Annotated in this window: 19 protein-coding genes; 9 read left to right on the forward strand and 10 right to left on the reverse strand. The window is 52.3% G+C overall.

What is annotated here, in order from left to right; translation table 11 throughout:
• Nucleotides 1–82: 82 nt before the first annotated feature.
• A complete protein-coding gene (locus tag HF324_RS22620; protein ID WP_168804662.1) occupies nt 83–469 on the reverse strand; it encodes a DoxX family protein in 387 nt (128 codons plus the stop codon).
• A 135-nt stretch (nt 470–604) separates the two neighbouring features.
• On the opposite strand from HF324_RS22620, the gene HF324_RS22625 reads away from it, so the two are divergent.
• Nucleotides 605–991, forward strand: a complete 387-nt coding sequence (locus HF324_RS22625; RefSeq protein WP_168860893.1) for a winged helix-turn-helix transcriptional regulator — start codon at nt 605–607, stop codon at nt 989–991.
• Here the strand turns inward: HF324_RS22625 and HF324_RS22630 are convergent.
• Nucleotides 988–1,875: an NAD(P)-dependent oxidoreductase gene (locus HF324_RS22630; RefSeq protein WP_168804664.1), complete on the reverse strand. Its 888-nt coding sequence runs from the start codon at nt 1,873–1,875 to the stop codon at nt 988–990. The genes HF324_RS22625 and HF324_RS22630 overlap by 4 nt on opposite strands.
• A 75-nt stretch (nt 1,876–1,950) precedes the next feature.
• Between HF324_RS22630 and HF324_RS22635 the strand changes: the two genes are divergently transcribed.
• The 3 genes from HF324_RS22635 to HF324_RS22645 are packed head-to-tail and all read left to right on the forward strand — an operon-like array spanning nt 1,951 to nt 11,025.
• Complete coding sequence (locus HF324_RS22635) at nt 1,951–7,617, forward strand: carboxypeptidase-like regulatory domain-containing protein (protein WP_168860894.1); 5,667 nt, start codon at nt 1,951–1,953, stop codon at nt 7,615–7,617.
• A gap of 32 nt (nt 7,618–7,649) precedes the next feature.
• Nucleotides 7,650–8,111 carry an Mpo1 family 2-hydroxy fatty acid dioxygenase gene (locus HF324_RS22640; RefSeq protein ID WP_168804666.1) on the forward strand — a complete coding sequence of 154 codons (462 nt, stop codon included), beginning with the start codon at nt 7,650–7,652 and terminating at the stop codon, nt 8,109–8,111.
• A gap of 52 nt (nt 8,112–8,163) precedes the next feature.
• Entirely contained in the window at nt 8,164–11,025 is a 2,862-nt protein-coding gene (locus tag HF324_RS22645) for a TonB-dependent receptor (protein WP_168860895.1), read from the forward strand.
• 215 nt (nt 11,026–11,240) lie between these two features.
• Here the strand turns inward: HF324_RS22645 and HF324_RS22650 are convergent, their stop codons facing one another.
• The 4 genes from HF324_RS22650 to HF324_RS33805 form a co-directional block, all read right to left on the reverse strand.
• Nucleotides 11,241–12,818, reverse strand: a complete 1,578-nt coding sequence (locus HF324_RS22650) for a DHA2 family efflux MFS transporter permease subunit (protein WP_168804668.1) — start codon at nt 12,816–12,818, stop codon at nt 11,241–11,243.
• Nucleotides 12,819–12,978: 160 nt separating this feature from the next.
• Complete coding sequence (locus HF324_RS22655; protein WP_309475631.1) at nt 12,979–14,106, reverse strand: HlyD family secretion protein; 1,128 nt, start codon at nt 14,104–14,106, stop codon at nt 12,979–12,981.
• A gap of 25 nt (nt 14,107–14,131) precedes the next feature.
• Nucleotides 14,132–15,490: a TolC family protein gene (locus tag HF324_RS22660; RefSeq protein ID WP_168804669.1), complete on the reverse strand. Its 1,359-nt coding sequence runs from the start codon at nt 15,488–15,490 to the stop codon at nt 14,132–14,134.
• Nucleotides 15,480–16,112, reverse strand: a complete 633-nt coding sequence (locus HF324_RS33805; protein ID WP_168804670.1) for a TetR/AcrR family transcriptional regulator — start codon at nt 16,110–16,112, stop codon at nt 15,480–15,482. The genes HF324_RS22660 and HF324_RS33805 overlap by 11 nt, the downstream gene beginning before the upstream one ends.
• A 511-nt stretch (nt 16,113–16,623) precedes the next feature.
• Here HF324_RS33805 and HF324_RS22670 point away from each other — a divergent pair.
• The 3 genes from HF324_RS22670 (at nt 16,624) to HF324_RS22680 (ending at nt 19,545) form a co-directional block, all read left to right on the forward strand.
• Nucleotides 16,624–17,103, forward strand: coding sequence for a DUF1440 domain-containing protein (locus HF324_RS22670; protein ID WP_168804671.1), 480 nt, complete (start codon nt 16,624–16,626; stop codon nt 17,101–17,103).
• Between the two features lie 311 nt (nt 17,104–17,414).
• The gene (locus HF324_RS22675; RefSeq protein ID WP_168804672.1) at nt 17,415–18,212 is read left to right on the forward strand and encodes a helix-turn-helix domain-containing protein; all 798 of its coding nucleotides are present in this window, start codon (nt 17,415–17,417) and stop codon (nt 18,210–18,212) included.
• A gap of 76 nt (nt 18,213–18,288) precedes the next feature.
• The gene (locus HF324_RS22680) at nt 18,289–19,545 is read left to right on the forward strand and encodes an aminopeptidase P N-terminal domain-containing protein (RefSeq protein WP_168860896.1); all 1,257 of its coding nucleotides are present in this window, start codon (nt 18,289–18,291) and stop codon (nt 19,543–19,545) included.
• A gap of 98 nt (nt 19,546–19,643) precedes the next feature.
• Here HF324_RS22680 and HF324_RS22685 read toward each other — a convergent pair whose 3' ends face one another.
• Together HF324_RS22685 and HF324_RS22690 are read right to left on the reverse strand one after the other, a co-directional pair.
• On the reverse strand, nt 19,644–21,575 hold the full coding sequence (locus HF324_RS22685) for a hypothetical protein (RefSeq protein WP_220100805.1): 1,932 nt from the start codon (nt 21,573–21,575) through the stop codon (nt 19,644–19,646).
• 22 nt (nt 21,576–21,597) lie between these two features.
• Nucleotides 21,598–23,457: a 3-keto-alpha-glucoside-1,2-lyase-like domain-containing protein gene (locus tag HF324_RS22690; RefSeq protein WP_168804674.1), complete on the reverse strand. Its 1,860-nt coding sequence runs from the start codon at nt 23,455–23,457 to the stop codon at nt 21,598–21,600.
• Between the two features lie 491 nt (nt 23,458–23,948).
• Between HF324_RS22690 and HF324_RS22695 the strand changes: the two genes are divergently transcribed.
• Complete coding sequence (locus tag HF324_RS22695; RefSeq protein ID WP_168860897.1) at nt 23,949–24,494, forward strand: TlpA family protein disulfide reductase; 546 nt, start codon at nt 23,949–23,951, stop codon at nt 24,492–24,494.
• 86 nt (nt 24,495–24,580) lie between these two features.
• Here HF324_RS22695 and HF324_RS22700 read toward each other — a convergent pair whose 3' ends face one another.
• On the reverse strand, nt 24,581–25,201 hold the full coding sequence (locus HF324_RS22700; protein ID WP_168804676.1) for an HAD family hydrolase: 621 nt from the start codon (nt 25,199–25,201) through the stop codon (nt 24,581–24,583).
• Nucleotides 25,202–25,325: 124 nt separating this feature from the next.
• Here HF324_RS22700 and HF324_RS22705 point away from each other — a divergent pair, with 124 nt between their 5' ends.
• Entirely contained in the window at nt 25,326–25,799 is a 474-nt protein-coding gene (locus tag HF324_RS22705) for a GNAT family N-acetyltransferase (protein ID WP_168804677.1), read from the forward strand.
• A 114-nt stretch (nt 25,800–25,913) separates the two neighbouring features.
• On the opposite strand, the gene HF324_RS22710 is transcribed toward HF324_RS22705, so the two are convergent.
• Complete coding sequence (locus HF324_RS22710; RefSeq protein ID WP_168804678.1) at nt 25,914–26,432, reverse strand: DUF4251 domain-containing protein; 519 nt, start codon at nt 26,430–26,432, stop codon at nt 25,914–25,916.
• Between the last annotated feature and the right edge of the window lie 5 nt (nt 26,433–26,437).

Genomic DNA, 26,437 nt, shown 5'->3' on the forward strand with positions numbered 1-26,437 from the left:
TATCATCCCTATACCACTTTCACCATTCATGTTACCCTGATGTAAAAAGGCTGTCTCCCCAGAGAGACAGCCTTGCTTTTTATCAGGACTTGTTATCTACACTGAGTGGCCCGGCCCCAAAATAAGCGATGAACAAAGCGCCGCCTATCAGCGCCACATTTTTCATAAACATGGCCATCTGCATCTGCGCCGCCATCTGATCAGGGATACCCCAGAATTTATGCATCGCAAAAGTGACAGGAATGAGGAAGATCACCACCAGCCACGCGCCGATTCTGGCTTTATACCCAAGCAATATGCTCAGGCCTCCCACCAAAGCGAGCAGACCTGCCAGCCGCACCATAATATTGGCCGCCGGCACACCGGAAGCCGCTGCATAATCGGCGCCGGCGCCTCCCACATGATTGATACCTGACATGACAAAGATGAGCGCAAACAGGATACGCCCCAACAGAGGAACAATTTTCATAGTGAACAGTTTTATGATATACAAACGTATAGATAATCAGGAATGTTTGCTGATGGGTTACCGGCAGGATAGCACTATCCTGTGGGTTAGCGTTCCCTGAAGTCGTATATTTATAGCCGGAACAAAATGGTATCTATGCGGAAAGAAAACTCCACCAATGCGATTAACGAGCGGATACTCAACGGCTTATGCCAAACAGCCCATACCTTGTCGGTCATCGGCGGACGCTGGAAGCCCAGCATCCTCTGGCGCCTGCTCGAAGGTAAAATGCGCTATCACGAACTGAAAAAATCTATCTCCGGCATATCCGAAAGAGTGCTGGTGTTACAGTTGAGAGAGCTGGAGAACGATCAGCTGATAAAACGGATCGTTTACCCGGAAGTACCGCCCCGCGTGGAATATGAACTGACTCCACTGGGACGGTCACTCGAAAGTTTATTGGAACATATGTGCAGCTGGGGCGAAATGCACCGGCAGGAAGCCCGCCAGGCGAAAGAACTCGCTGCCGCCAGCAAAAATTAACCTTTCAGGCCGGCGTCTTCCAGTGCTCCCATGGCCAGAGCGGTCCAGTCGGCCTCCTTTACGTCCCGCGCCACCACCGTCATCAGGCGCGACTGCACCAGTTGAGCCAGCGGCATTGGCGTATGCGACCGGGTGGCCGTTTGCAGCACCAGATTCATATCTTTCAATCCCAGCGCGGCACTGAACGCCGGATTGCCTACATACTTGCGGTCCACCACCATTGCGCCATATCCGCGGAAAATAGGAGCTGCGAACAAGGTAGTCGTCAGCATCTCATAAGCCACTTTGGAATCCACCCCGTTTTTCTCTGCCAGCGCAAAAGCTTCAGCCATCATTTCAATAGCCCCTGCAATCATAAAGTTACCCATCAGCTTCAGCACGTTGGCACTGCCCACATCTTCTCCCAGGTCGAAAATATTTTTGGCAAAGCCGGCTTGCAGCAAGGGTTTAATCCTTTCTTTGGCATCAGCGGGGCCGGAGATGACCGCATTGCCGATTTTCGCCGCTGCCGCTTCCGGACGGGCAAATACCGGCGCCGCCACATAAGTGACGCCCATCTTCTGATGATGCGCTGCCAGTATACGCGAGGTATCCGGTGAGATAGTACTCATCGACACATGGATACCGCCATGGCCGAGCGCCTGCATCAGCTCATCACCCGCTACGCTCTCTACCGCCTTATCATCGGCCACCAGGCTCATAACAATACCGCCCGGTACGGCAGCCGCCGCAGGGCTGCTCACCAGCTCCGCCCCCAGCGCCTCCAACGGCTGCGCTTTCTCACGGGTACGATTATATATCTTTACCTTATAGCCAGCCTGTAACAGGTTGGTCACGATCGGTGTACCCAGGTTACCGGCCCCGATAAATCCAATGGTTTCCATACTTCAATAAGATTTTGCCGGGAAGTTAGAGATAATTGTTAACTTAAATAATAACCCATAAAAATACCCTCTGCCTTGAAACGGATATCGTTGTTACTGCTATGCTGCTTTAGCGTGATCACCCACGGGTTCAGCCAACTGACCAGCAGCCCTCAACACAGTCCCCTGCACCACCTGTATAAGGTGACGAATTACGAAGCCCGCGAGATCTTCCGGAAAGGCCGGCTACGCAGCAAGGATTACCGCGATGCGCTGTTAAACCCGCCCGTCGCCACTTTCCCGGCAAACAAGGGCCTTCCCGACAGCCTTCCTCCCGGCCACTACCTGGAAGTATATGCGCAACAGTCACGCGTAAAATACAGCTATCACACCATAGAAAATATCCGTTATAAATTCATCCCCAACGGAACTCATCCTGCAGTGGTGGTACACGATCTGCAGGGCCGCATCGTTACCGGCGCCATCGTGAAATTCCGCGGCCGCTACTGCCCTTTCGATACCGCCAGCCAAACCTACCCGCTCGGGCATGGCAAACGGTCAGGCCTGCTCGAAGTACGACATGATAACCTGAACAACCTGTTCCGGTTAGAACGGGAAACTTTTTCCTACAGACGCCCCTTCTCCTTTCGCAGGCTGTTCACACGCCTCCGTTATCACCACCGGCCATCCCGGCACAACTATTCCGGTTACCTGGCGCTGAACAAACCGAAGTTCAAACCCGGAGACACCGTAAAGCTCAAAGCGTTTATCCGCGACCGTAAAGGCCGGCCCGTAAACACGCCGGCATGGTTGCGCCTCAGCGAGACATACAACGATCCGGACATCGATACAATACTTTCGCAGCTGCACCCCTACCGCCCCGGCGCCTTCGAATATTCTTTTGTGCTGCACGACAGCCTGGACCTGGAACTGGACGACGATTACCAGCTGACCCTGGAGGGCGGCAGGAATAAACCCCGCCGCGCGGATGCAGAAGAAGATGATGACAATGAACGCCCCCGCCGCAGTAAACAGCAGGTCATGCTCCGGGAGAAATTCGGGTATGAAGAATATGAACTGGGCACCGTTACCTTTAGCGCGCGGACAGACCAATCCCGGCACACCAGGGGTACCCCGATGGCAGTTTATCTCAAGGCCACGGATGAAAATAACCTGCCTGTGCTGGACGGACGCGTAAAAATAAGCGTGGTACGAAGCCATGTGCAACGTACATATCAGCCGATGGTATTTATCCCGGACACCCTCTGGCTGTATGAAGTACCGCTGGAGCCCACCGGGGAAACAAAGGTGACGCTGCCCGACAGCATTTTCCCCGCCGCCAGTATAGGATACGCTATCCATTGCCAGTTTCTGAGCGCCAGCAACGAAAGCCAGTGGCAGCGGCTCTCGCAGTCCTATAATTATCCCACGGAAGAAATCAGCTTTAAAGAACAGGCAGACAGCCTGGAGATCAGCAGCCTCATTTCGGGTAAATCCGTACCGGACGAAGGACAACTGATACTGCTGATGGCTGACGGCGAACAGATGCAAAACACCCGTATCAGTCTGCCCGCCAAAATACCCATGCATCCGTTTGCCGGCTCGTATGTGGTGAAGACCGACAAAGCAAACAATCGCTATACACCCACTTCTTTGAATAAGATCTCCGGTATCGCCCACCGCACGCGGGATTCTGTTTTCCTGCAGCTGTCCAACCCCAGTCATCTCCCTTTCTGGTATACTATCTATGCCGGTAAAAAAATAGTAGAACGAGGGTATCATCAGGGTAATCTTGACCGCAAAATAAAGGCGAATACCCTCAACGACTATACAGTTTCCTGGCAGTATATCAGCAGTGACGCTGTGATGTACGGCAAGCTCTCCGCCCCCTATGCCGACAAGCTGTTGCAGGTAAACATCGATGCACCGTTGACCGTATTCCCCGGACAGATGTCCCGTTTAACCGTTTCCGTTAAAGACGTGGAAGGAAAGCCTGTACCGGATGCCGACGTCACTTCCTATGCAGCTACCAGTAAGTTTGGCGACTTCAACCTTCCTTTTGTTCCTTACTATGGAAAATTAAGGGCGCGGCGGCTTCCCGGCGTCAGCTACCGTAACGATAAAACCGATATAGGCAACGCTTCAGAAACGTATAGCCATGAACGCTGGGGACAACGACTGGCGCTGGACACCAGCGTTTATTATCAGTTCATCCAGCCAAAAGGTATCAGCAGCATAACAGAGCCGATAGCCGGTAACGTAACACAGCTGGCGCCGTTCATTACGATCAACGGCGCACCACAAAAAATCATTTACCTGTGGATTGACGGGAAACCTGCTTACCTGGAATATGCAGATCTGAAGCCCAACTACAGTTTCCCTGTGGCACCAGGGTACCATCAGCTGCGTTTACGCACGGCCGTTAACCTGGTGACGGCTGACAGTGTGTATGTAACCGCAGGCCGTAAGACGTTCCTGAACATCAACATTGCCAATAAGCAACCCAACGTGCAGGTACGCGGGCTCTCGCGCACGTTTTCCAAAACAGAAAAGAGCGAATTACAACCTTATTTCGTCCGTTTCTTCCAGCCTGTGGCCCTGCCTGTTTATTCTTACATTCAGCAGGACGACCGCCTGCTGGCCATGCTTCGCCGGGAAGGCCGCAGCTTTTCCGCCTGGCCGCTGGAACCGCGGCCCGCAACCTTGCACGCCCGCGGCTTGTACGCTCAGTCCTTTACACCCGCCAGCGGAGGCCTGCTTTCCGTTGTAAAAGACACCTTTCAGTATAAAGCGACCTTCCCGGAAAAATTCAATCAAATACATGCAGACTACGGCTTTTATGAATTCCCGTTGTTCGAGAACGCGCTCAATCCGCAAATCATAGACAGTTTATTCCGGGAACACCAGGAAAACACCCGGCTTGATTATACGTTAAACAGCCCTCAAAACAACCGAAAAAACGGCAGGGGCCGGCTGCAATTCTCTCCGGACACCAGCTACCGCCAGGAAAATGTTAAACAGGTTTTCCTGTACCGTTACCAGGACCCATCCTTTTACCGTATCCAGTCTTCCGGTTCATTTGACTTCGGGGAGCTGGACAGCGGCTGGTACCGGCTGCTGGTCCTGCTGCGCAACAATCGTTACCAGTTGATAGACAGCCTCTGTGTCCGCGATCATGGCACTACCGTATATCAACTGAGCGGCCAAGTCCCCGTGCTGCCTGCGGACAAAGTAAGCCGGGGCCTGGCGGCAGAGATATGGGAGTATGTCACAGATACCAACCGGCAACGCTACTATACCGGTCAAACTACTTTCAGCAGTGCTTTCAACGACCAATACCTCGATGCCGCCACCCTTGTGAAAACGATCGAAGGCGTGGTGACCGATGAAGACGACAAACCTCTCGCAGGTGTCAGCATCCAGCTCAAAAACACCGGTTTTGGTACCGCTACAGACGCTAACGGCCGCTTTCGGATGAAGGTTACCGAATACGGCACGCTGAAAGTGTATATGGTAGGATTCAATTCCGAAGAAGTCAACCTGAACCAACAGGAATTCCTTCAAATCAAGCTAACGGCCAATAAAGCTTCGTTGCAGGAAGTCGTTGTTACCGGCATGGGGATGAGCGGGAAGAGAAACCTTGCCGGCGCCGTTGCAGGTATAACTGTTCGTGGAATGGGATTTATCGGCAATACAGGCCCGCTGATCATTGTAGATGGAAAGGTCTATGATGGTTTGCTGGAGACTATCGATCCTGCCACCATTGGCAGCATTAACGTTCTGAAAGGCGATGCAGCTACCGGTGTTTACGGCGCCCGGGCGGCCAATGGCGCCATTATTATCGTGTCGGCCGGCGGGCGGGCGCAGCCACCGGCAGGCAACAACCTGCGGCAGCGTTTCCGCGACGATGCTTTCTGGCAGCCACGGTTACGTACCAACGAAAATGGCGAAGCGTCTTTTGATGTCACTTTCCCGGATGACATCACCAACTGGAGAACGTTTGCCATCGCTATGGCTGAACGTAAGCTATCGGGTTCCGCCACCACCAGTATCAAATCTTTCCAGCCGCTGGCCACCAACCTTGCGCTGCCCGCTTTTGCAGTTGCCGGCGACACGCTGCAGGCGCTGGGAAAAATACTCAACTATACGCCGGACAGCGTTACGCTGGAGAGGCGGTTTTATGCAGATGATAAGTTATTGCTGCAGGGCACTGCCGGCGTGCGGAACAGTCACCTCGACACCGTGACGATAGCAGCCCCGCAGCGGGGCGACAGTCTCGCGCTGAAATTCACGATCCACCGCGAGAGCTTCATGGACGGCGAGCGCCGCGCTATTCCCCTGTTCCGCCAAGGTGTCACCGAAACGACGGGCGTCTTCCTCCCGCTGCGTACCGATACCACTTTCAGGGTACCGGTAACGGATACCGGCGCTGTTAAAGTGTATGCCAGCAGCAGCCTGCTGCCCGTCATACACACGGAAATCACCCGCTTAAAAGGATATGAGTACAGCTGTAATGAACAAATGGCCAGCAAACTCATCGCCGTATTACAGGAGAAACAGTTATGCACCTATGAGCAGCAGGAGTTCCGTGGAGAGAAGCTGCTCAGACAACTGCTTCGTGCGCTTGCCGGTAACCAGTACCTCGGCGGCTGGGGCTGGTGGGGCAAAAGCGAACCCTTACCCTGGATCACCAAACATGTGGCCTCTGCCCTGCTGATGGCGGAGCGGGCAGGATATACCGCGCCGGTCAACAAACAGGATTTCCTCGATTACCAGCAACTGCTGCTGAAGTCGCCCGGTGGTGATAAACTCACCATCGTGGAAACCCTGCAGCAGCTGGGCGCTAAAATAGACTACCGACGCTGCCTGGATACGTTGCCGGCAGTCACAGCATATGACAAAGCCCGGAAAATGTATATCCTGCAACGCGCCGGCGAGACTGTTAACACCGCATCACTGCTTCAGCACAGTCAACGCAGCATGATGGGCAATCCTTACTGGGGCGAAGAAAGCCTGCAGCTGCATAGTAACAATGTGCAGTACACACTGCTGGTGTACAAAATACTGCGGCAACAGTCCGGACAGGAAGCCACGCTGGCCGGTATCCGGGACTGGCTGCTCGAACGGCGCTATGGCGGCAGCTGGCGCAACACCTATGAGGCGGCCACCATTCTTGAAACTATTTTACCGGACCTGCTGCAAAAAGCGCAGCCACTAACGGCAACGCTTACCCTCAATGGCCACAGCATTACGCAGTTCCCCTTCGACACGGTTATCCGGACAACGCAACCGTTGCAGATTGGCAGGCAAGGTAATGCTACAGTGTATTTTAGTGCTACGCAGGAGCACTGGAACGCGGCGCCGGAAGCTGTCTCCCGGCAATTCACCGTACAGAGCAGCCTCGAGTCCGGCGGGCAACCGCTGTCACGGCTTGTTGCAGGCACTTTCGCTGAGCTACGTGCAGACGTTACCGTAGCCGCCGATGCTGATTATGTGATGATAGAAATACCTATCCCGGCAGGGTGCTCCTACGCCGCCAAAGCGCAGTCCTATGCCCATGGCGAGGTACATCGCGAGCACTTCAAACAGAAGGTCAGCATTTTCTGCGGGCATCTCCCCAAAGGAAAACATACGTTTACCGTATCGCTGATGCCGCGTTATAGCGGTACCTATCATCTCAATCCCGCCAAAGCGTCGCTGATGTACTTCCCGACATTTTTCGGGCGCACGGGGATGAAGCAGGTGATAATCACCGGCAAATAAATTATATTAGTAAAGAGTAAACTGCTTCCACCATGAAAACGATCCAACAATGGCTGGATGACTATGGCGCCAGTCATCGCAACGAGACCAACAAGCTCATTCACTGGATTTGTGTTCCGGCTATATTCTTCAGTATTGTGGGCTTTTTATATGCGGTCCGTATTCCCTTGCCAGGCACCACCATCGTGATTACCGCGGCGCAGATAGCGCTGGTGTTGCTGATCATTTACTATGCGCGGCTGTCGGCATCGCTGGCGGTGGGCATGACGGTTATCGGCATCGCCTGCCTGTGGTTCTGGCGGCTGATCGCTGCTACCGGCTCCCCGGTGTGGCTGGTGGCGCTTATTATCTTTGTGCTGGCCTGGATCGGGCAGTTTATCGGTCACAAGATCGAAGGCGCCAAGCCCAGCTTCTTCAAAGACCTGCAATTTTTGCTGATCGGTCCGGCATGGCTGATGAGTTTCCTTTACCGGAAAGCAGGCATCAAACTATAATAAAAAATGGTTATATGGGATTTTTTCCTTAAATTAATGGAAAGCCCCTCATATGATCCTCAAAAACCTGTTTCTTTTAACCGGCATCCTGCTGTGCAACTATGTCTCCGGCCAAAATCTGCCTGTTACCGGCAAAGTAACCAATGCTGCTACCGGTCAGCCGCTGGGAGGTGTCACCGTCAGGATCAGGTCTGCCGACAAAGGCACACTCACCAACAACGACGGTACCTACCGGCTGGAGGTGCCCTCCGGCGGAAGCCTTGAATTCACCGCCGTTGGCTTCAATACGGTGAGCGCTAACGTCAGCGGCCGTACGGAAATTAATATCCAGCTGACACCTGCCGCCACTGAACTTTCGCAGATTGTTTTAGTGGGCACCCGTGCCGGTGGCCGTGCCAAAACAGAGACGCCGGTACCGGTAGACGTGATCAGCGTTCAACAGGCAGGACTGCCCAGCGCCAAGATGGAACTGACCTCGTTGCTTAACGCCGTCGCCCCCTCGTTCAACTACAACAAACAAAGCGGCAGCGATGGCGCCGACCAGATAGAACTGGCCACCCTGCGCGGACTGGGGCCGGACCAGACGCTGGTGCTCATCAACGGGAAACGAAGGCACCAAACAGCTTTTGTATCCGTATTCGGTACCCGCGGCCGCGGCAACTCCGGCACCGACCTTAACGCCATCCCGGCATCAGCCATCGACCGCGTGGAAATACTGCGGGATGGCGCTTCCGCCCAGTATGGATCAGACGCGATCGCCGGCGTTATCAACATCATTCTGAAAACATCCACGGTCAAACAACTGACGGTAGATGCCGGCTACGCCGCCTACTACGATCCCAAATACAACACCTGGTTCAAACGGGACCTTCGCCAGTACACCACCGGTCACGCATTGGATGGCAATACCGCCACCCTGGGCGTCTCCTACGGTGCACCCATCGGTAAACACGGCGGATCGCTCACAGTCTCCGGCAACTTCCTGAGGCAGGGCAAAACCTTCCGCCAGGTATTGGACACTAACCTCAACAATACCAACGGTCTGCCAATCAATACCGGCCGCCGCGCCCATGGCGACGGCTCCGTCACTTCCGGCGGAGGCATGTTTAATCTCAAACTCCCGTTTGATAAGGGTGTGAGCTCCTTCTATGCCTTCGGCGGCTATAATTACAAGTCATCTGACGCATACGCCTATACGAGAACATTTCATGGATTCAATCCCCTTTCCAGTGGCCATACCGACCGGTTTCCCACGGGCCCCGGCGGCAGTCTCCTGTTTTATCCGGGCATCATGGAAAGCATTCCCACGCCCGGCGGTGCTGCCGACACCATCTTTAATCCGCACATACAAACACACATACAGGACATGTCGCTGACAACCGGCGTGAAGAGCGTTACCGACAGCGACTGGGAATGGGACTTCAGCAATACTGTCGGCAAAAATAACTTCCGTTTCTTCGGTGATAAAACGTTCAACGCGTCTCTTGGCAGCAACACGCCCACCCATTTTGAAGACGGTGGTTTCTCCTTCCTGCAGAACACGACCAGCCTCACCTTCTCCAAACACCTGCTCCATGGGCTGAACCTCGCCATCGGTGGAGAATACCGCTATGAGCAGTACCGCATATATGCCGGTGAAGAGGCCTCCTATACCAACTACGACCCTACTTTCAACAAAGCCACCGGTGCACAGGGCTTTCCCGGGTATCGCCCCACCGACGTGGTAAAGGCAGACCGTTCCAATATCGCCGCCTTTGCAGACGCTGAATGGGACGTTAACGAGAAATTCCTGCTCGGCGGCGCCGTAAGGCTGGAAAACTACAACGACTTCGGATTTACCAGCAACTACAAACTGGCCGCCCGTTATAAAGCTGCCCGCGGATTCAACATCCGCGGCTCTGTCAGCACCGGTTACCGCGCTCCCTCCCTGCAACAGATCAACTACAGCTCACAGTTCACCAACGTTCAGGGCGGCCGCATCACGGAAGTGAAAATTGCGCCGAACAACAGTCCCATTACAAAAGCCGCCGGTATCCCGGAGCTGAAGCAGGAGAAATCCCTGAACGCCAGCCTGGGCTTCTCACTGAAACCCATTGCAACGCTCACCATTACCGTCGATGGTTACCTCGTAAAAGTAAAAGACCGTATCGTGCTCTCCGGCCAGTTCAACGCCAGCGACGCTACCCTTGACAAAGAATTCCAGGATGCGTTGAAAGCCCTGCATATTGATAATGCACAATTCTTCGCCAACGCGGTTAACACCACGAACTACGGCCTCGACCTGGTAGTAGACTACAATAAAAGATGGATGCAAAAAGACCACCGTCTCAGGATACTGTTTACCGGTAATATCCAACACATGAACATTGACAAAATCAACGTACCCGATAAACTGAATGACAGTTACCTTCACCGGGGTGAGTTTTTCAGCGAAAGGGAACAACATTTTGTGCTGGCTTCTGCGCCACCGGTCAAACTCAATTTCAATATAGAATATGGTATCAAAAAAGTCAGTGTAGGCGCCCGCGTTACCTACTTCGGTAAAATCGTACTGCTCGGCTACGGCTTTGCCGGCGATCCGGCCAAAGAAGGCACAGGACTGCCCGGCGATCCCAACCTGGCGGGCACCGGCATCAGCCCCCTTGTAGCGCTGGACAAAGACGGCACCCTGGTGTCTGAACAATTCAACTATAACGGCAAAGCCGTCACCGACCTTTATGCCAGCTACCGCTTTTCAGACCGGTTCACCTGGTTCCTGGGTGCAGACAATATCTTCAATGTACATCCTGACCTTGGTTATGTGCCCGGCGCCAAACTGTCGGCTTACGACGGCGAAACAGGCGGTCCCTGGGACGCCGTGCAGATGGGCTTTAACGGCACACGCCTCTTTACAAAAATTGCGATGAAATTTTAAAATGCCGTACTCCGGTTTCCGGGGCTGACGCCTGGCTACGTTGTTGTTCAGGCGGTTGAATTGCCTGTCCTAAACACAATGGAAATCGTTCATTCATGTGATGATGGCATGTTGTAAAAAAGATAAAGCCCCGATGAATATCGGGGCTTATTTACCTAAACCTACAACTGTTACACTGTTATTGCAACAATATTTTATGTCGAAAAACGGGACCGTTAGTGCATAGCTGACGGATCCAGTTTTGCAGCTTTCTTAGCTCTTACCATCAGTACAAACGGGATACAGATGAGGAACATGAGCCCGAGGTACAGGAACACGTCCATATAAGACATCACAGCAGCCTGTTTGGTAATGCTGTAGTCCAGTACTTTGTATCCGCTTCTGACGGCGGTGCCGGCGTCCATGCCTTTGGCAGCGAAGTTATGTGCCAGGCCATTGACGCGGTTGATAACATCCGGGTTGTTGGTATCCAGTTTAGACACCAGGTCGTTACGGTGTACCATGTTCTGGCGCGCCATGAAAGTGGTGATCAACGCCACACCGAAAGAACCGCCGAGCTGGCGCATCATACCGGTGAAGGCCGCACCCTGGCCAATCTGCTGTCCTTTGAGCGACGACAGCGCCAGCGTGGTGATCGGGATAAAGAGCAGCCCCATGCCTACCCCGCGGACGATCAGCATCCAGAAGAACGCATCCGAACCGGTATCAGCAGGTGTGATGATCATGTATCCCCACAGGCTATAAACGAAGAACAATAACATACCTAAAGCCACGAGGTACTGTTGCGGCACGCCTCTTTCCAGCAGTTTACCGATGATCGGCATCATGAATGCGGTGGTGAGGGCGGCGGGTATCATCAGCATACCGGACTGGGTGGCGGTCCATCCCAGCGTACTTTGTGTGTACAGCGGGATGATGAAGGTGGAGCCGTAAAGGCCGAAGCCCAATATAAACGAGAGTACCGTTCCCACCCGCAGGTTACCGTTTTTCAATACCCGCAGTTCCACGATGGGGTTCTTGTACGTCAGCTCGCGCCAGATGAAGAAGAACAGTCCCAGTGCGCTCATCACGGAAAACAGCGTGATGGTGGGATCGTTGAACCAGTCATCTTCCTGGCCGCGTTCCAGTACAAACTGGAGACAGCCTACGGTGATGGCGAGTAAGATAATACCCAGGAAGTCGATTTCATTGATGGCTTTCTTCTCCGCATATTTCGGGCTGCGTACGAACTGCAAAGTCAGCAGGGTCGCGATCACCCCGATAGGGATGTTGATGTAGAAGATATAAGGCCAGGAATAGTTATCGGTGATATAACCACCCAACGGAGGGCCCAGTGTGGGGCCGATGATCACGCCGAGACCATAGATAGCCTGGGCGACACCTCTTTTTTCCGGAGGATAGCTTTCTGTAATGATGGTTTGTGACGTTACCAGCAATGCACCGCCTCCGATGCCCTGTATAAAGCGGAAGAGTATCAGCTCCCACATGGCCGTTGCGTTACCGCAAAGGAAGGAGGAAATGGTGAATATGATGATAGAGGCAGCGAAGTAGTTACGGCGGCCGAACTGTTGGGACAACCAGCTGGTCATCGGTACAACGATTACGTTACCGATAGCGTAAGCGGTGATCACCCAACCGATCTCACTGAGTGTGGCGCCCATGTTACCACGCATGTCGTTCAATGCCACATTCACGATAGTGGTATCCACGATTTCCAGCAGCGCGCAGAAGATAGCGGTGATCGTGATGATCACCCTGCGTGAGCCGTATTCTACCAATGATTCTTGTTGCATGCAGCAATTTATTTTGAATGAATGCAGGGTGACCAGGAATTAATAATCAAGCCGGTGGTTTCCTGTCTTGAGGTCTTGAGATGAAGCTAATGGTTTCCGCCTAATGAATAATGTAACCGGTTTAACTATTAACCCCTGGTCAGGATGCATTCATGTATGATTAGTTGAGATGCACGTCTACCAACACGTTCATACCCGGGCGCAACCTTTTGATCAGTTCGTTGTTCGGGTCGTCGAATTCGATCTTCACAGGGAGACGTTGTACTACTTTTACGAAGTTACCGGAAGCGTTGTCCGGGGGCAGCAGGGCAAATTTAGCGCCGGTGGCCGGTGAGAAGGAAGTCAGTTTGGCTTCCAGCGGTGTGCCGGGGAAAGCGTCGATATGAACGGTCACTTTCTGGCCGAGCTTCATTTTTTCCAGCTGTGTTTCCTTGAAGTTGGCCACTACCCAGGGGGCGGTGTCCATTACCACGCTGAAGAGGGACTGGCCTGCGGTAATATACTGACCTGGCTGCACATAGATTTTTGACAGCACGCCATCTTCCGGAGCGGTGATCACGGTGTAGGACTGATTCAGTTTAGCATCGTCCACATCGGTTTCACGTTGTTTGATGGCAGCGTTGGCCAGGTTGATCTGTTTAGCGGTAGCGCTGCTCTGGGAGGTCACTACAGAAGTCTGGCGGGTGGCCGCGGCTTTCTGTCTTACCAGTACGTCGAGCTGGCGTTCGGCTGTTTGTTTGGCAGCCAGCGCCTGTTCGTATTGTTGCTGGGTGATGGAGTGGTCCTTGATCAGGTTAGCATAACGTTCATAGTCCTGGTTAGCTCTCCAGATGTTTACCTTAGCGGCTTCTATCTGGGCGTCGATGGTGCTTACGTTTGCCTGTGCGGTGCTGATGCCTGTTGTCGCAGCGCTGGTGGTCGCTTCAGCAGCGCCCAGGTTAGCTTTTGCGGTAGCGAGGGCGTTTTCAGCCTGTTGCACTCTGATAGCCAGGTCGCGGTCGTCGAGGATCACGAGGGTGTCCCCTTTTTTCACGTGCTGGTTATCTTTTACTCTTACTTCTTTCACGAAACCTGATACTCTCGGAATAACGGGGCTTACATTAGCGTCGATCTGCGCGTTGTCTGTTTCTTCATGGTGCAGACTATGGATGTATTTAGAGATACCGAACGCGCCGCCACCCAGTACCAGAGCGGCCAGTACGATCACGAACCCTTTGCTGCGCTTTTTAGGCGCGGATGTTTCCTGCATGGTAGATGTATTATTAGTAGCTTTTGTTTGCGTTTCCACAGCTTTGTAGTTTATTGGTTTGTTGTTATTTGTTGTTGTCGAGTATACCCGATGCCTGTAACAATTTGTTGTAGGCCACCAGTGCATCTGCCCTTGCGAAGGTGTAGTTCAGATGGGACTGGAGGTTGGCCACGTCCGCATCCAGCAGGTCGGTGGTGGTTGCGAGATTGTTATCGTGCTTGTTCTTCGTTATGCGGTAGTTCTCTTCTGATTGTTCTATGGCTTTGATATAAGTGTCCATTTTTTTCCTGCTCAGGAGGTAGTTTTCGTAAGACTGCACCACATCGAGGTGGATGGCGTCTGTCAGCTGCGCTTCGTTGGCCTGCAATTCTGCGAGCTGCGCTTTGGCGCTGGCTACCTTGCTACCTGTTTTCCAGAGGGAAGAGAGGCTGTATTTCAGTCCCACGCCGGCTGTTATCGCGTTCGTAACTGTGACAACGTTGGGAATGTAGGCTGCCACATAACCACCGGTGAGAGCGAGGGAGGGATAATATTCTCCTTTCACGCCTTTTACGTTGGCGAAAGCAGCTTTCTCTTTCGCGCCGAGGGAGGCGGCATCTTTACGGTTCTGGTAGGCCAGTTGTTCGAATTCCGCTACGCCTCTGTTGTCAGCTTTGTCGGCCAGGAAGACGGTAGTGTCCAGTTGTAACTGTGTGTTGTCCGGCAGGCCCAGCATGATGTCCATGTTGAGGGTGGCTACTTTCAGGCTGTTCTGCGCGTCCATGAGGGACAGTTCGTAGTTGGACTTTTGCAGTTCCGCCTTTAAGAGGTCGTTGCGTGCCAGCAGGCCGTTCTTTTCCAGGTTGGAGAAATCTTTCACGCGCTGGGTGGACTGTTTCAGGTTTTCCTCCATCAGTTTCACCGCCTGGGTGGCTTTGTAGAGGTTACTGTAGGCGCCGATGGTGTTCTGGATCACATCATCGCGGTCTTTATCGGCGTCCAGCCTGGCTGCCTGTGCGAGGTAGCGGGCAGCTTCTTTGCCGCTCTGTATCATCATGCCGGCAAATACGGGGATAGACACGTTGGCCATTCCGTAGGCCGCCTGATTTACTTTCGGGGCTTCGGAGGGGGTGCCGCCGCCAGGGTTGCTGTCTCCTTTTCCGAGTTTCAGATCGAGGTTAGGCTGTGTCAGTCGCAGGTAAGAGCCGGAGATGCTTACGTCGGGCAGCTGTCGTTCGTTGGCTGTTTTTACGTTGGCGTTGGCTTCTTCGATGCGGGCCTGGCTGGCCTTCAATTGTTTGCTGTTTTGTAGACTCAGCGATATGGCTTCATTTAACGAAAGCGGTTTTACGCTTTGTTGTGCGGATGCTGCCTGAAAAACCAGCGTCAGCACGATTCCGGATGCAAGCGCATATAATCGTTTGTATATGCTTCTAGAATTCATGTGTTAATATTGCTTTAAACAATTTTTTCAAATGGTTGCTCAGTCGGAGCCTTAGATATTCCTTGAATTCCTGGTCGTTCATGTGAGCGTAGGCGGTATTGGCCCTTAGCAGATGCTGGGCAGGGATCGTCTGGTGGATGGTCCCGAACAGCGTCGTCATCAGCATTTCCACGTCCACGTCTGTCGCGAAGATGCCGGCGTCCTGGGCGTTGGTCACGATGGGGCGCATCAGTCCGAGCATTTCAGCTTTCAGTTGCCAGATCAGGTCCCTGATAGGGCTTTGCTCTTTGTTGAGCTGTTCCCTGCTCATAATGCACTGAAAGTTTTGTTCATTCAGCATTTTATTGATAAACCTGTCGATCAGGGAGTATATTTTTTCGAGCGGGGCCATGGTATCGTTCTGTACCAGTTCATTGATGAAGGCGCGGGATGCATTCATGCGCAATCTGAAAACCGCTTCCAGCAGTTTATCCTTGGACCCGAAGTAGTAGGATATCATGGCTATGTTCACGTCTGCTTCCTGTGCAATATCCCTTACGGAAGTGCCATGAAAACCTTTTTCTGCAAACAACCGCTCCGCCACCGTAATGATTGAAAGTTGCTTATCGTTATAGTCTTCCATGTTCCCTTTTGTTGATTTTTGACGAAGCAAAGTTAAACAAACGTTTAATTTAAACAATCGTTTATTTAAACGTTTATTTAAATTTTTATTTTTATAAATTTTAATAGATTGATAAATAATATTTTATAAAATAATTTTAAGGAGATTTTAAGGTCAGCGAGGAAGAGGGTGATAAAATGGGGGAATATTGTATTAATAACACAATTTTTTTTGGGGGAGATAGGGATGCAGTGGGCGGTACAGGCCATGGTGGAGAACCGGTGGGCTGAGAACTGCGGGGCTGGCGGGTTGAGGGCTGACGGCTGAGGGCTGCGGGGCTGGCGGGCTGAGAACTGCGGGGTTGAGGGCTGGGAGCTGCGGGTTGATGAACCGTTACGAAACGTCCGATGAAAATCAGCGGCGAACCGGCGCGGCAAGAGAGGTGGACCCTCAAAATTTCCTTTAGTTTTTCATAAAGAAATTTTATAATTTAAAGACACCATTTCTTTCATCGCTACATCTCTTAAACACTATGGCTAACACTCGCGCTTTTCCTGTCGGCATTATCTTCCTCACCTGGTTAATAGCCGGTACCCTCGATCTTTTCTCCGCCTGCCTGCAGTTTGTGCTGGTAACAGGCAAAAGCTTTGTCAACGTACTGTTGTTCGTCGCCAGCGGCGTATTCGGCAAAGAGGCATTCAGCGGCAATCCTGCCATGGTGTGGTGGGGCGTGCTGTTCCATTACACGATCGCATTGGGATTCACCTTACTGTTCTTCTTCCTGTATCCGCGCATACCGGAAATGCGGAAAATACCTTCGGTATCAGGCCTGGTGTACGGTATTTTCGTCTGGCTGGTGATGAACCTGCTGATATTACCGCTGACCAATATTCCCAAAGGACCGTTCCACCTGGTCAACGTGCTGGTGGGCATGTGTATCCTCATGGTAGCTATTGGGTTACCGATGGGACTGATGGCAGGAAAATACTATCAATATAAAAGCGCATCCTGAACATAAAAAAGGGCGGGCGTTGTCCATCTATAAGCCCGCCCCAGCACATCTCAACAAATTGCAAGATGTTGTACCTGTTTATCAACCGTTAACTTCAAATGATATTTTACAGTACAGCAAGTCCGGCCGGCATCCACTATGTATGCCGGTAATTTTTTTCATGAAAGCCGGGGGAAAGACAGGGCGCTACTGCGGTGATCACTGCGCCCCGGTCCGGATTTTCACAGGTAATTATTTAACAGAACATGCGATTAAAATGTTCAGGAGTTGATCAAATCATACCCATGATATCCGTAAATTAGCCCCCTGTTATGCAGGCAATCGAATTCATCAACCAGGAATATTTCAACGGGCAGTACCGGTATATCAGCCCTTCTCCGGACCTGGAGCCACATGTGGTGTACTACTGGCTGCTGGACCTCCGCAGGCCGCTGCCGGAGCAGGAAGAATTCCGGGAACTGCTCCTGGCTAACATGAACGCTTCTCTCGTGCTGAACATGGGCGCCCCCTTCGATATCTGCAATGCAGCAGGGCAACTGCTGCATTCCTGCCACCACAGTGAGTTAATAGGATACCAAACTACTCCTGTCACCTACCGCCATTACCCGAATAACTTCCTGGTAGGCATCAAGTTCAAACCCGCGAGCCTGAACTATCTTTTCCATATCAAAGGCGCTGATATGCAACGACAAACACTGTCGGCCTGCGATGTGATGGCGCACATGCCCGCGCTGGAATCGGCGGTGTATGAAGCCCCGGACATGCAGGCTATCAAAACCTTACTGGAGCAGTTCCTGCGCCGGCATACCAGCACCATGGCCGATCACCATCGTTTCAGCTATGTACTGCAATCCCTCAACGGCCCTGCCCTGCAGCAATCAGGCTTCCAGCTGAAAAAACTGGCCAGCCTGCTCTATGTGTCACCCCGTACGCTCGAAAGATACTTCTCCGATTCGCTGAGCATCAGCCCTAAAAAATGCCTGGCCATCCTGCGCTTCCGCCATGCTGCCGCACAATACATGCTGCATGGCTACAAAGCCGACTGGGAAGAATTAGGGTACCATGACTTCTCCCACTTCCGGAAAGAATGGACCAGGTGGTCCGCCTGAAACTGTCGCTTTTTTACACCACTTATTCCCTGGCCTCCCGCTAAGTTTGTGACTTCACTAAAATAAAGTCACGCCTATGTTTTCAGAACACCGTCAACGCCTTATCCGGCAACTGCCTGCCGGCGCCGCCGCTGTCCTTACCGCCAACGACACCATGCCCACCAATGCCGACGGAACGATGCCCTACTACCCCAACGTGAACGTTTATTACCTGACGGGCCTCACCGAAGAAGATGCCATGCTGGCGCTCTTTCCCGGCCATCCTGATCCTGCCCTGCGGGAGATACTGTTCATCAAACGGGTAGACCAGATGTTTGTGAAATGGCTCGGCAGAAGGGCCGATAAAAACACCGCTTCGGAAATTTCCGGTATCCGCACCGTTTTTTATACCGATGAATTCTGGGCCGTCATGAAAAGAGTGCTGCCGCTCTGCAATGCTATCTACCTGCATACCAACGAACATGCCCGCTCAGACAATGAAACACAAACGCGGGAAGACCGGCTGCTGCTGGACTGCAAACAACGCTATCCGCTGCATCGCTACGAACGCCTCTACCCTATCCTGGCAAGGCAACGCAACGCGAAAACGCCGGGAGAAACAGCGCTCCTGCGCAAAGCCAGCGGGATCACCGAAAAAGGCTTCCGCCGCGTACTGCAAACCATCCGTCCCGGGCAAACCGGTATGCAGGTAGCCGCAGAAATGATCCACGAATACATGCAGTATAACGCCACCTGGGCCTATGAACCCATCGTGGCTTTTGGTGCAGACGCCTGTATCCTGCACTTCCGCGCCAACGAAAGCACCGGCAAAGACGGAGACCTGGTACTGATCGATGCAGCAGCACAATTCCGCTACTACAATACAGACCTCACCCGCACCATTCCGCTGAACGGTCGTTTCTCCCCGCGTCAGAGAGCCTACTACGACGCGGTGCTGCGGGTACACCAACAGGTGGCGCAGGAAGTAAAGGCGGGCATCCTCATAAAAGATCTGTGGAAAATCTCCAACAACCTGCTGCTCGGAGAACTGGTGGGACTGGGGCTCTGCACTACCGCCGACATTAACAAACACGACGCACAGCATTATCTCAACAAATACTGCTATCACAACGTGTCTCACTTCCTGGGACTGGACGTACACGATACCGGCTATTATGATGAAGTGATGCCCGCAGGCGCCGTCATCACCAATGAACCGGGTATTTACAACGAAGAAGAAGGTATCGGGGTGAGAATTGAAAATGACCTGCTGGTCACTGAAAACGGCTTTGAAGATCTGATGAAAACGATCCCGAAAGAAGCAGAAGAAATTGAGGACCTTATGAACCGGTAATCATTTATAAATTTTCGGATTTCGGAATTTAGGTATTGTGGGATAATGACTCCTCAAAGTCACAAATACCTAAATTCCAAAATCCGAAAATCCCAAAATTATTTTAGAGAGTTGATCCACAGCGCGATCTTAGTGGCATCGGCCTGTGGCACCTGCGGGAACGGTGGCATCGGCGTAGCATAGCCCGGCCAGTTCTCCGGCTTTGGATTTTTAATCAGCGCCAGAATTTTGGCGACGGAGTAATTCCTTTTGGCCACTTCCTTAAAGCCGGGCCCTACCTGTTTCTTTTCTGCATTATGGCAGGAAGAGCAGGTATATTTATTTAACAACGGCTGTATCTGTGCGAGCGTTGGTACTTTGGTGGCCTCTGCTTTGGGTGCCGCGGTTTTAGCAGGAGCTTTCGGTTCAACCACCGGCGCTTTGGCAGAATTTTTAGTGCTGACTTCAGACATGGCCAGGGATGCGCCTTCCGGAATATTGTTCAGCGTATAGTACACATCCGGATGTACCAGTGAATAGGAACCTTCCTGGGAACGTATACCCGTGAGCGATACCTTATGAATATAATAACGGCGTAAACCACTGACGATAATACGCGCGCTCATGCCGTCGGCCGCTACTTTCACCCCTTTAACGGTCAGCTTTTCCGTGTTCACGGTCGGGCTGCCATACACCGGATGATATTTGTAGATAAAGCTCTCCACCTGGTAAGATGCCAGGTCTTCCGCATACTTTTTATCTACCGGCTGCGTGAAGGTGATCTCGAAGCCATCCGGTTTCGCACTTGCCGTTCTCATTTCGAAAGGTACCCGGTTGTTCCACACCAGTCGCTGCAGGCCCTGGTTAGCGTCGCCGGCAGAACCCCAGCCGCGGTTGGTTTCCCCTACGAAGAGCGAACCGTCTTTAGCCCATGCCAGCCGCAGTACGCCTGACTGGAAACCGCTTCTGAAATCCCAGGCTGCTCCCTGGTATTCTCCGTTTACTTTTTCGAGGTATACGCGCATGATCTTACTCTGTCCCTGGTCACCTATCAGTACCTGTTTGGCAAAAGGCCCGAACACCCCTTCCGGGATGGGCAGCACCTGTGCATTGGAGATACCCAGCACGCCATGTGGTAACCATACCGCCGGCAGCTGTACTTCAGGGAAGTATTGTTTCATATCGAACAGCGTCACGAACTTTTCGTTCTCCACGTTCTCCGGTTTGATAGCGCGGTTGTTGGCATCTCTGCGGAAGCGGGGGTCTACTTTGCTGTACAGCTGCTCGGTCGTCAGTTTCACCGGCGAGTTGGGCAGGTTGCTCCAGCGCAGGCCCGCAGGATGTCCTACGAAGCTGCCTTTTTTCACATGTACCAGTGCGCCGGAACCCATCCAGTCGCCCTGATTTTCGGTGTAGAACAGTTCACCGTCGATGATACCGAGGCCGCAGGGAGAACGGAAGCCGGTGGCCCAGGGTTCCATTTTACCATCCGGAGAGATGTGCATCATCCATCCGCGCCAGGGAACGCGGCTTTCACCTCGCCACCATTCTTCATCGCCGAAGGCTACGTTGCCGGAAACGAAGAAAGAACCGTCCGGCGCTACTACCGGGCCAAAGCTGTATTCGTGATAGTGACCGGATAACGGCCAGGAATATACGGTTTCGAAGCGGTCTATTTTACCGTCCATATTGGTATCGGTAAGTTTGGTCAGTTCTCCGCGTTGTGCGCAGTAGAGGGAGCCGTCTTTCCAGGCGAGGCCCAGTACTTCGTGGAGGCCGGAGGCCACTTTGCGGAAGTAAGGCTGGCGGCTGGTCGGATTTTCCACGATGAAGATATCACCGCGGCGCGTAGCGATGCCCAGGTCGCCGTTGGGCAGCGTACACAGGCCGCCTACTTCCAGCAGGGTGCCTTCCGGCGAGCTGATACGCGCAATGCGGAAGAAGTCTTCCTCTTTGGGCGACTCCTGTGCCAGCGCCGGTTGAATAGCAGTCGTCATCATCAACATACCGGCTGCTATTCCGGCTGTTAATCTTTTATAAGTCAGTTTCATAATTTCTCGTGCGTGTTTCTGCTTAGAAGATAATGGCATAGCCGATGGCTGTTTTTACCGGTACGATCAGTTCCATTTTTCCCTGTTGACGGCGGATAACGGGTTTCGTACCGTTATTGTCTATTTTCACATACCAGGCTTTGTCCCCTATCATATAAGTGCCATCCGCCAGTTGGGAAATACTATCGGCCACGGCTATACGGGCATAGAGGCCATCCTGGGCGCCTGCCACCTGCAGGCTGCGGTGCAGCCCCGTGTTGCCGGGCAATATGCGGAAGGTGTCGGTTACTGCAGCGCCGTAAATATCGAACCGGAAAGAAGGCAGTCCTTCGGGATCGAGGTCGTATCCTTTAGGGCGGTAAGCGGTGCCCGCTGTATCCGAGGGCCATGCTGCCTCAGCGGAGGCAAGACGCGCCAGCGACATCGCCGGCTTGTTGTCCAGTACCCGCACCATGCCCATCGGGCGGGAGGAGCCGTCGCCGCGATCGTGCCACATAGGCGTGGTGTTCAGGAACTCGCCGCGCCATGCCTGTACCGGCGCTGCATGGTCCATATCGTAGGTGTAATGTACTTTGACCGGGCTGCCTACAGAAACGGCGTGTACTACGCGCGGACCGCCCCTGAGGTCCATAAAGCTGCGCAGTACTGTGTTTTCAGCAGCTGTAACGAGGATGGGATCTGTGGGGTCGTCGGCAGGCACGTTCAGGTCGCTGAGCACGAACTCACGTACGGCAGCGGAACGAACGCTCAGCGTCAGGGAAGGTTTCGCCCAATCCACATTTTTAGCATACAGTACTTCTACAGGGTAGCTGCCGGGTTGCAGGGTGATGCTTCCTCTCGCCTCGCGGTTGCGGGCACCATTGAGCAGCTGATCGTTGACTTTTAGCTGTCCGCCGCCACCGGAAGTGTGCAGATTAAAATCGTACGTGCCGGCGGCCTTTACGTCCAGCGTAGTGGTATAGCGCACCAGGAACTCATTGTCGGGCAAACCGGGAAGATTGGACGTCAGTTGCGCAGCTTCCCCGGTGGTTGCCGGTTTGAGCGTTTTGAAATCCGGTGGCTGCCGGAAGGAACCTTTGTAAATAGCGTATTGCACTGCTTTCAGTTCCGGTTTGGGCGCGTTGTAGGACTGGGCCCTGATATTGCGGAAGGCCACGGTGCCGTGGTCGCCCTGGATGCGCAGCGGTCCTTCTGCCACTTCATTATTTCCCATACCGCCGCGGGTAGGGCCGGACAGTACTACGTTTTCCTGGATGGTAACGCCGTTGAGTTCTATTTTAAGGATGACGGCGTTGGCAATTTTATTACCCGCAGCATCGAAGCGGGGCGCCTGGAAGGCTATTTTCATATGTTGCCACAGGCCGGGCGCCAGGCTGGCATTCTGGCGGGGAGCATGCCCGTCGTAGCCCTGCTGCCCTTCCGGACGGCTATCGTCCCAGCGTTCGTAGATACCGCCGTTGTCAGACGACCGGGGATTTACCGCGCCCCAGCTGTCGAGCAGCTGGATTTCGTAGCGGCCTTGCAGGTAGATGCCGGAATTGGATTTGGAAGACACGAGGTAGTCCAGCTCCAGGTCCAGGTCACCATGCTGCCAGTTAGTGTACAGGTCCTGGCCGTGTTTACCTTTCTCGGGCAGGTTGACCAGGATACCGGTGCCGTTGGTGGCGGTCAGCGTGTTTTCTTTTTGCAGGTCGGCGTTGACGTCACCGGCAATGCGCCAGTTAGCTGCCGGCTGTTTGAATCCTGACAGGTCGGTCAGGGGAATTGACTGCTGGGCCATCAGCTGCTGGCTGCAGCCAATGCCCATCATGAAGACCAAAGCTTTACCGGGACTAACCCCCAGTTGTTTCAACTTCGGACGGAACTCATACCATTTGAGCATAGATCTGTTTTGTTTTTTTATTTGCTAAATCCTTTTAGCGTTATGCATCCAATGAAAATAATAGCCGGAATGTGAACTTTAAAAAGATAGGAAGGGGTATTACAACATACTGACCAAAGTGTATATACCTAACGTGGAAAATATATACAACGCGCGCACAAGCCGGGTTCCCGTTAAACACAGGAATGGCATTTTAATAGCATCCTTCTGATATCCGGTTTCCAAAATACAATAAAATGGAAACTTTTATTTGCAAAATCGATATAGCACATAAAAAATTACACCAGCGGTAAATGCCGGGAGGTATTTGGCAGGTAAAAGCGTCCATAGCATAACAGGCGCAACAGGTGATGATACCGAAGAACGGGGTAGAACGGGGTAGAACGGAAGTAGAAGAACGGGGGGAAGAACGGGTGAGGTGACCAAAGTCGGCCCGATTATAGTATATTGTATGGCCAACACTCCACAGCCATCTTAAACAAACACCCAACATGTACCGCAATTTCATTCTCAGATTAGTATTCATCATGGCCGGTATCACTTCCGCCTCATGGACATATGGTCAGCCACAAAATCCAACAGATACTGCTACTTTAATACACCTTGGCGACCAGGCCCCCGCTGTTTCCTTTGAGACCGCACCTGGCAAAACGACCACCTTCGCTGATTATAAAGGGAAAATAGTCTTTATTAACTTTTTCGCCACCTGGTGCGGTCCCTGTCGTGCTGAAATGCCTTCGCTGAACGAAAAAGTATGGCAGGCGCATAAAGACGATCCCCGCTTTGTATTCCTGGCGTTCGGCAGGGAACATAACTGGACGGAAGTAAATGAATTCAAAGGCAAAATAAAGGTAGACTTCCCGCTGCTGCCGGACATGAAGAGAAATGTTTTCGGAAAATTTGCGACGGCATACATTCCCCGGAATGTGATCCTCGATGAAAACGGGAAGGTGATCTGGGAATCTTCAGGGTTTAACCCGGAGGAATTTGAAAAAATGCTCCAACTGCTGGATGAAAAGCTACAGAAAAAAGCATAGATAAACAAAGGGGCCGGCATCGGCCCCTTTGTTTATCTTATATCATTACGGCGCTTCCCTGCACATAAGCAGGCTGTCGCAGCCGCCTACAACCGCAATCCATATTTTTCCAGCTCAGCAACGGTAGTATCATACGCCTGGTGGCAGATACCGTTAATACCCAGCCCGTTGGCCACATCCACAAACATGGAGCGGTCTTCCAGGTACACCACTTCTGCTGCGGATACCTGCGCGATATCCAGCGCAATACGGTAGATATCCGCATCCGGTTTGCGGTAATGTACAAAGCAGGAAGAGATAAAAAAGTCTACAAACTGGGCGATGCCGAAGTAATGAATACGGTGCGTGTTCAGCTCCCGCCCTTCATTGTTCACAATGGCTATTTTAAGTTTGTACTTTTCCTTGAGCTGACGTACCAGGGCTATCATTTCCGGGTACGGAGCAGACTGGGCGAACATAAAGTCGCGGAACTGTTCCCGGGTGAAAGCGCGGTCTTCATAAAACACCACGCGGTTAAGATATTCATCGAGCGTCAGTTTGCCGACTTCGTAAGTATCAAACGTCAGGTGATGCCGCTCTTCTGTTTCTGCAGCGTCCAGCTGGAAGGTTTCCACGGCGAGCCTGCGCGCTTTGCGGTCCCACCCGTTGGTCAGCAGTACGCCGCCAATGTCGAGGAATAATGTCGTGATCGGTGTTTGGTTCTCCATCGGAATCGAGTAAATTCGTAGTCAATTTACTCATTTTTTCATTTTGATATTTGTGACATGGCAGAACAGCTATCTTATTCCGCTATAAATATCAAATATGAAAATGAGTAACTAACCAAATAACATGATGAACATAAGAAAGGCGGCACTCAGCGATATGCCTGTCCTGCGGGACTTGTACCAGGGTACTATCCGTACGGTCAACAGCAAAGATTACAATCCTGAACAGGTAGCTGCATGGGCCGGCCGCGGCGACCGGCTTTCTTCGCTGGAAAGGCGTATCAACACCCAGCATTTTTACGTGGCGGAGACACCGGACAAAGTGATTACCGGCTTTGCCTCCCTGGAAGACGACGGAGAGTTCGATATGATGTTTGTGCACAAAGACTTTCAGCGGCAGGGCGTGGCCACGTTGCTGACGGAAACGATTATACGTAAAGCGGAAACATTACAACTGCCGTCACTGACCGCTTATGTAAGTATCACGGCGAAGCCTTTTTTCGAGCGGATGGGGTTCCGGGTAGTGAAGGCTCAAACAGTGGATATTGACGGGGTATTGCTCAATAACTACGAAATGATTAAACATTTAGTCATTTGATCATTTGGTTATTTGGATATTTGGGTATTGGGTTATTGGTTATTTGGCTATTCCAAAATTGAGAAAGCTCCATCTCCTCCAATTTTCAAATACCCAAATAACCAAATAATTAAATTATTTCCTGTTCTTCACTTCCTGAATATATCCGTTGAAAGTGATTGGCTGACGGTTGTTGCTGGTCACCTGTACGGTAGCATAACCACTGCTGGTAATCGTAACATTGATATTTTGTATGTCCTTGTCGCCGGGTTTGATGCTCACGTCCCATCCATCTTTTTTGCGGGGATTGGTCGTGTACTGAAAGTCTTTCGTTTTAAAGTCCAGCGGTGATTTGGTGGAACCGTACGGCGCGGAATAGGCCCTTCCGAAATAAGGCAGGTAACTAACGATCGAGTCCGGAGTGACGACCATATTAAAATCCGGGGTGATCTGCCGCACGCGGCCACTCATGGGTGATACGCTCTGCGGGATGAACACGTAGGTCTTGCTGTCTACCATCGCCTTTACAGCGGCTTCTTTGGCGGCGTTTTTTGCGGCTTTCTGCTGTGCTTTTGTTTGGGCGTATCCACCGGTGAAAAGGAAGAAAGAGAGGGAGAGGAAGAACAATGCTTTTACTGCAAATGAACTTTTCATAATAT

The sequence above is a fragment of the Chitinophaga oryzae genome (assembly GCF_012516375.2).
GTDB lineage: Bacteria > Bacteroidota > Bacteroidia > Chitinophagales > Chitinophagaceae > Chitinophaga > Chitinophaga oryzae.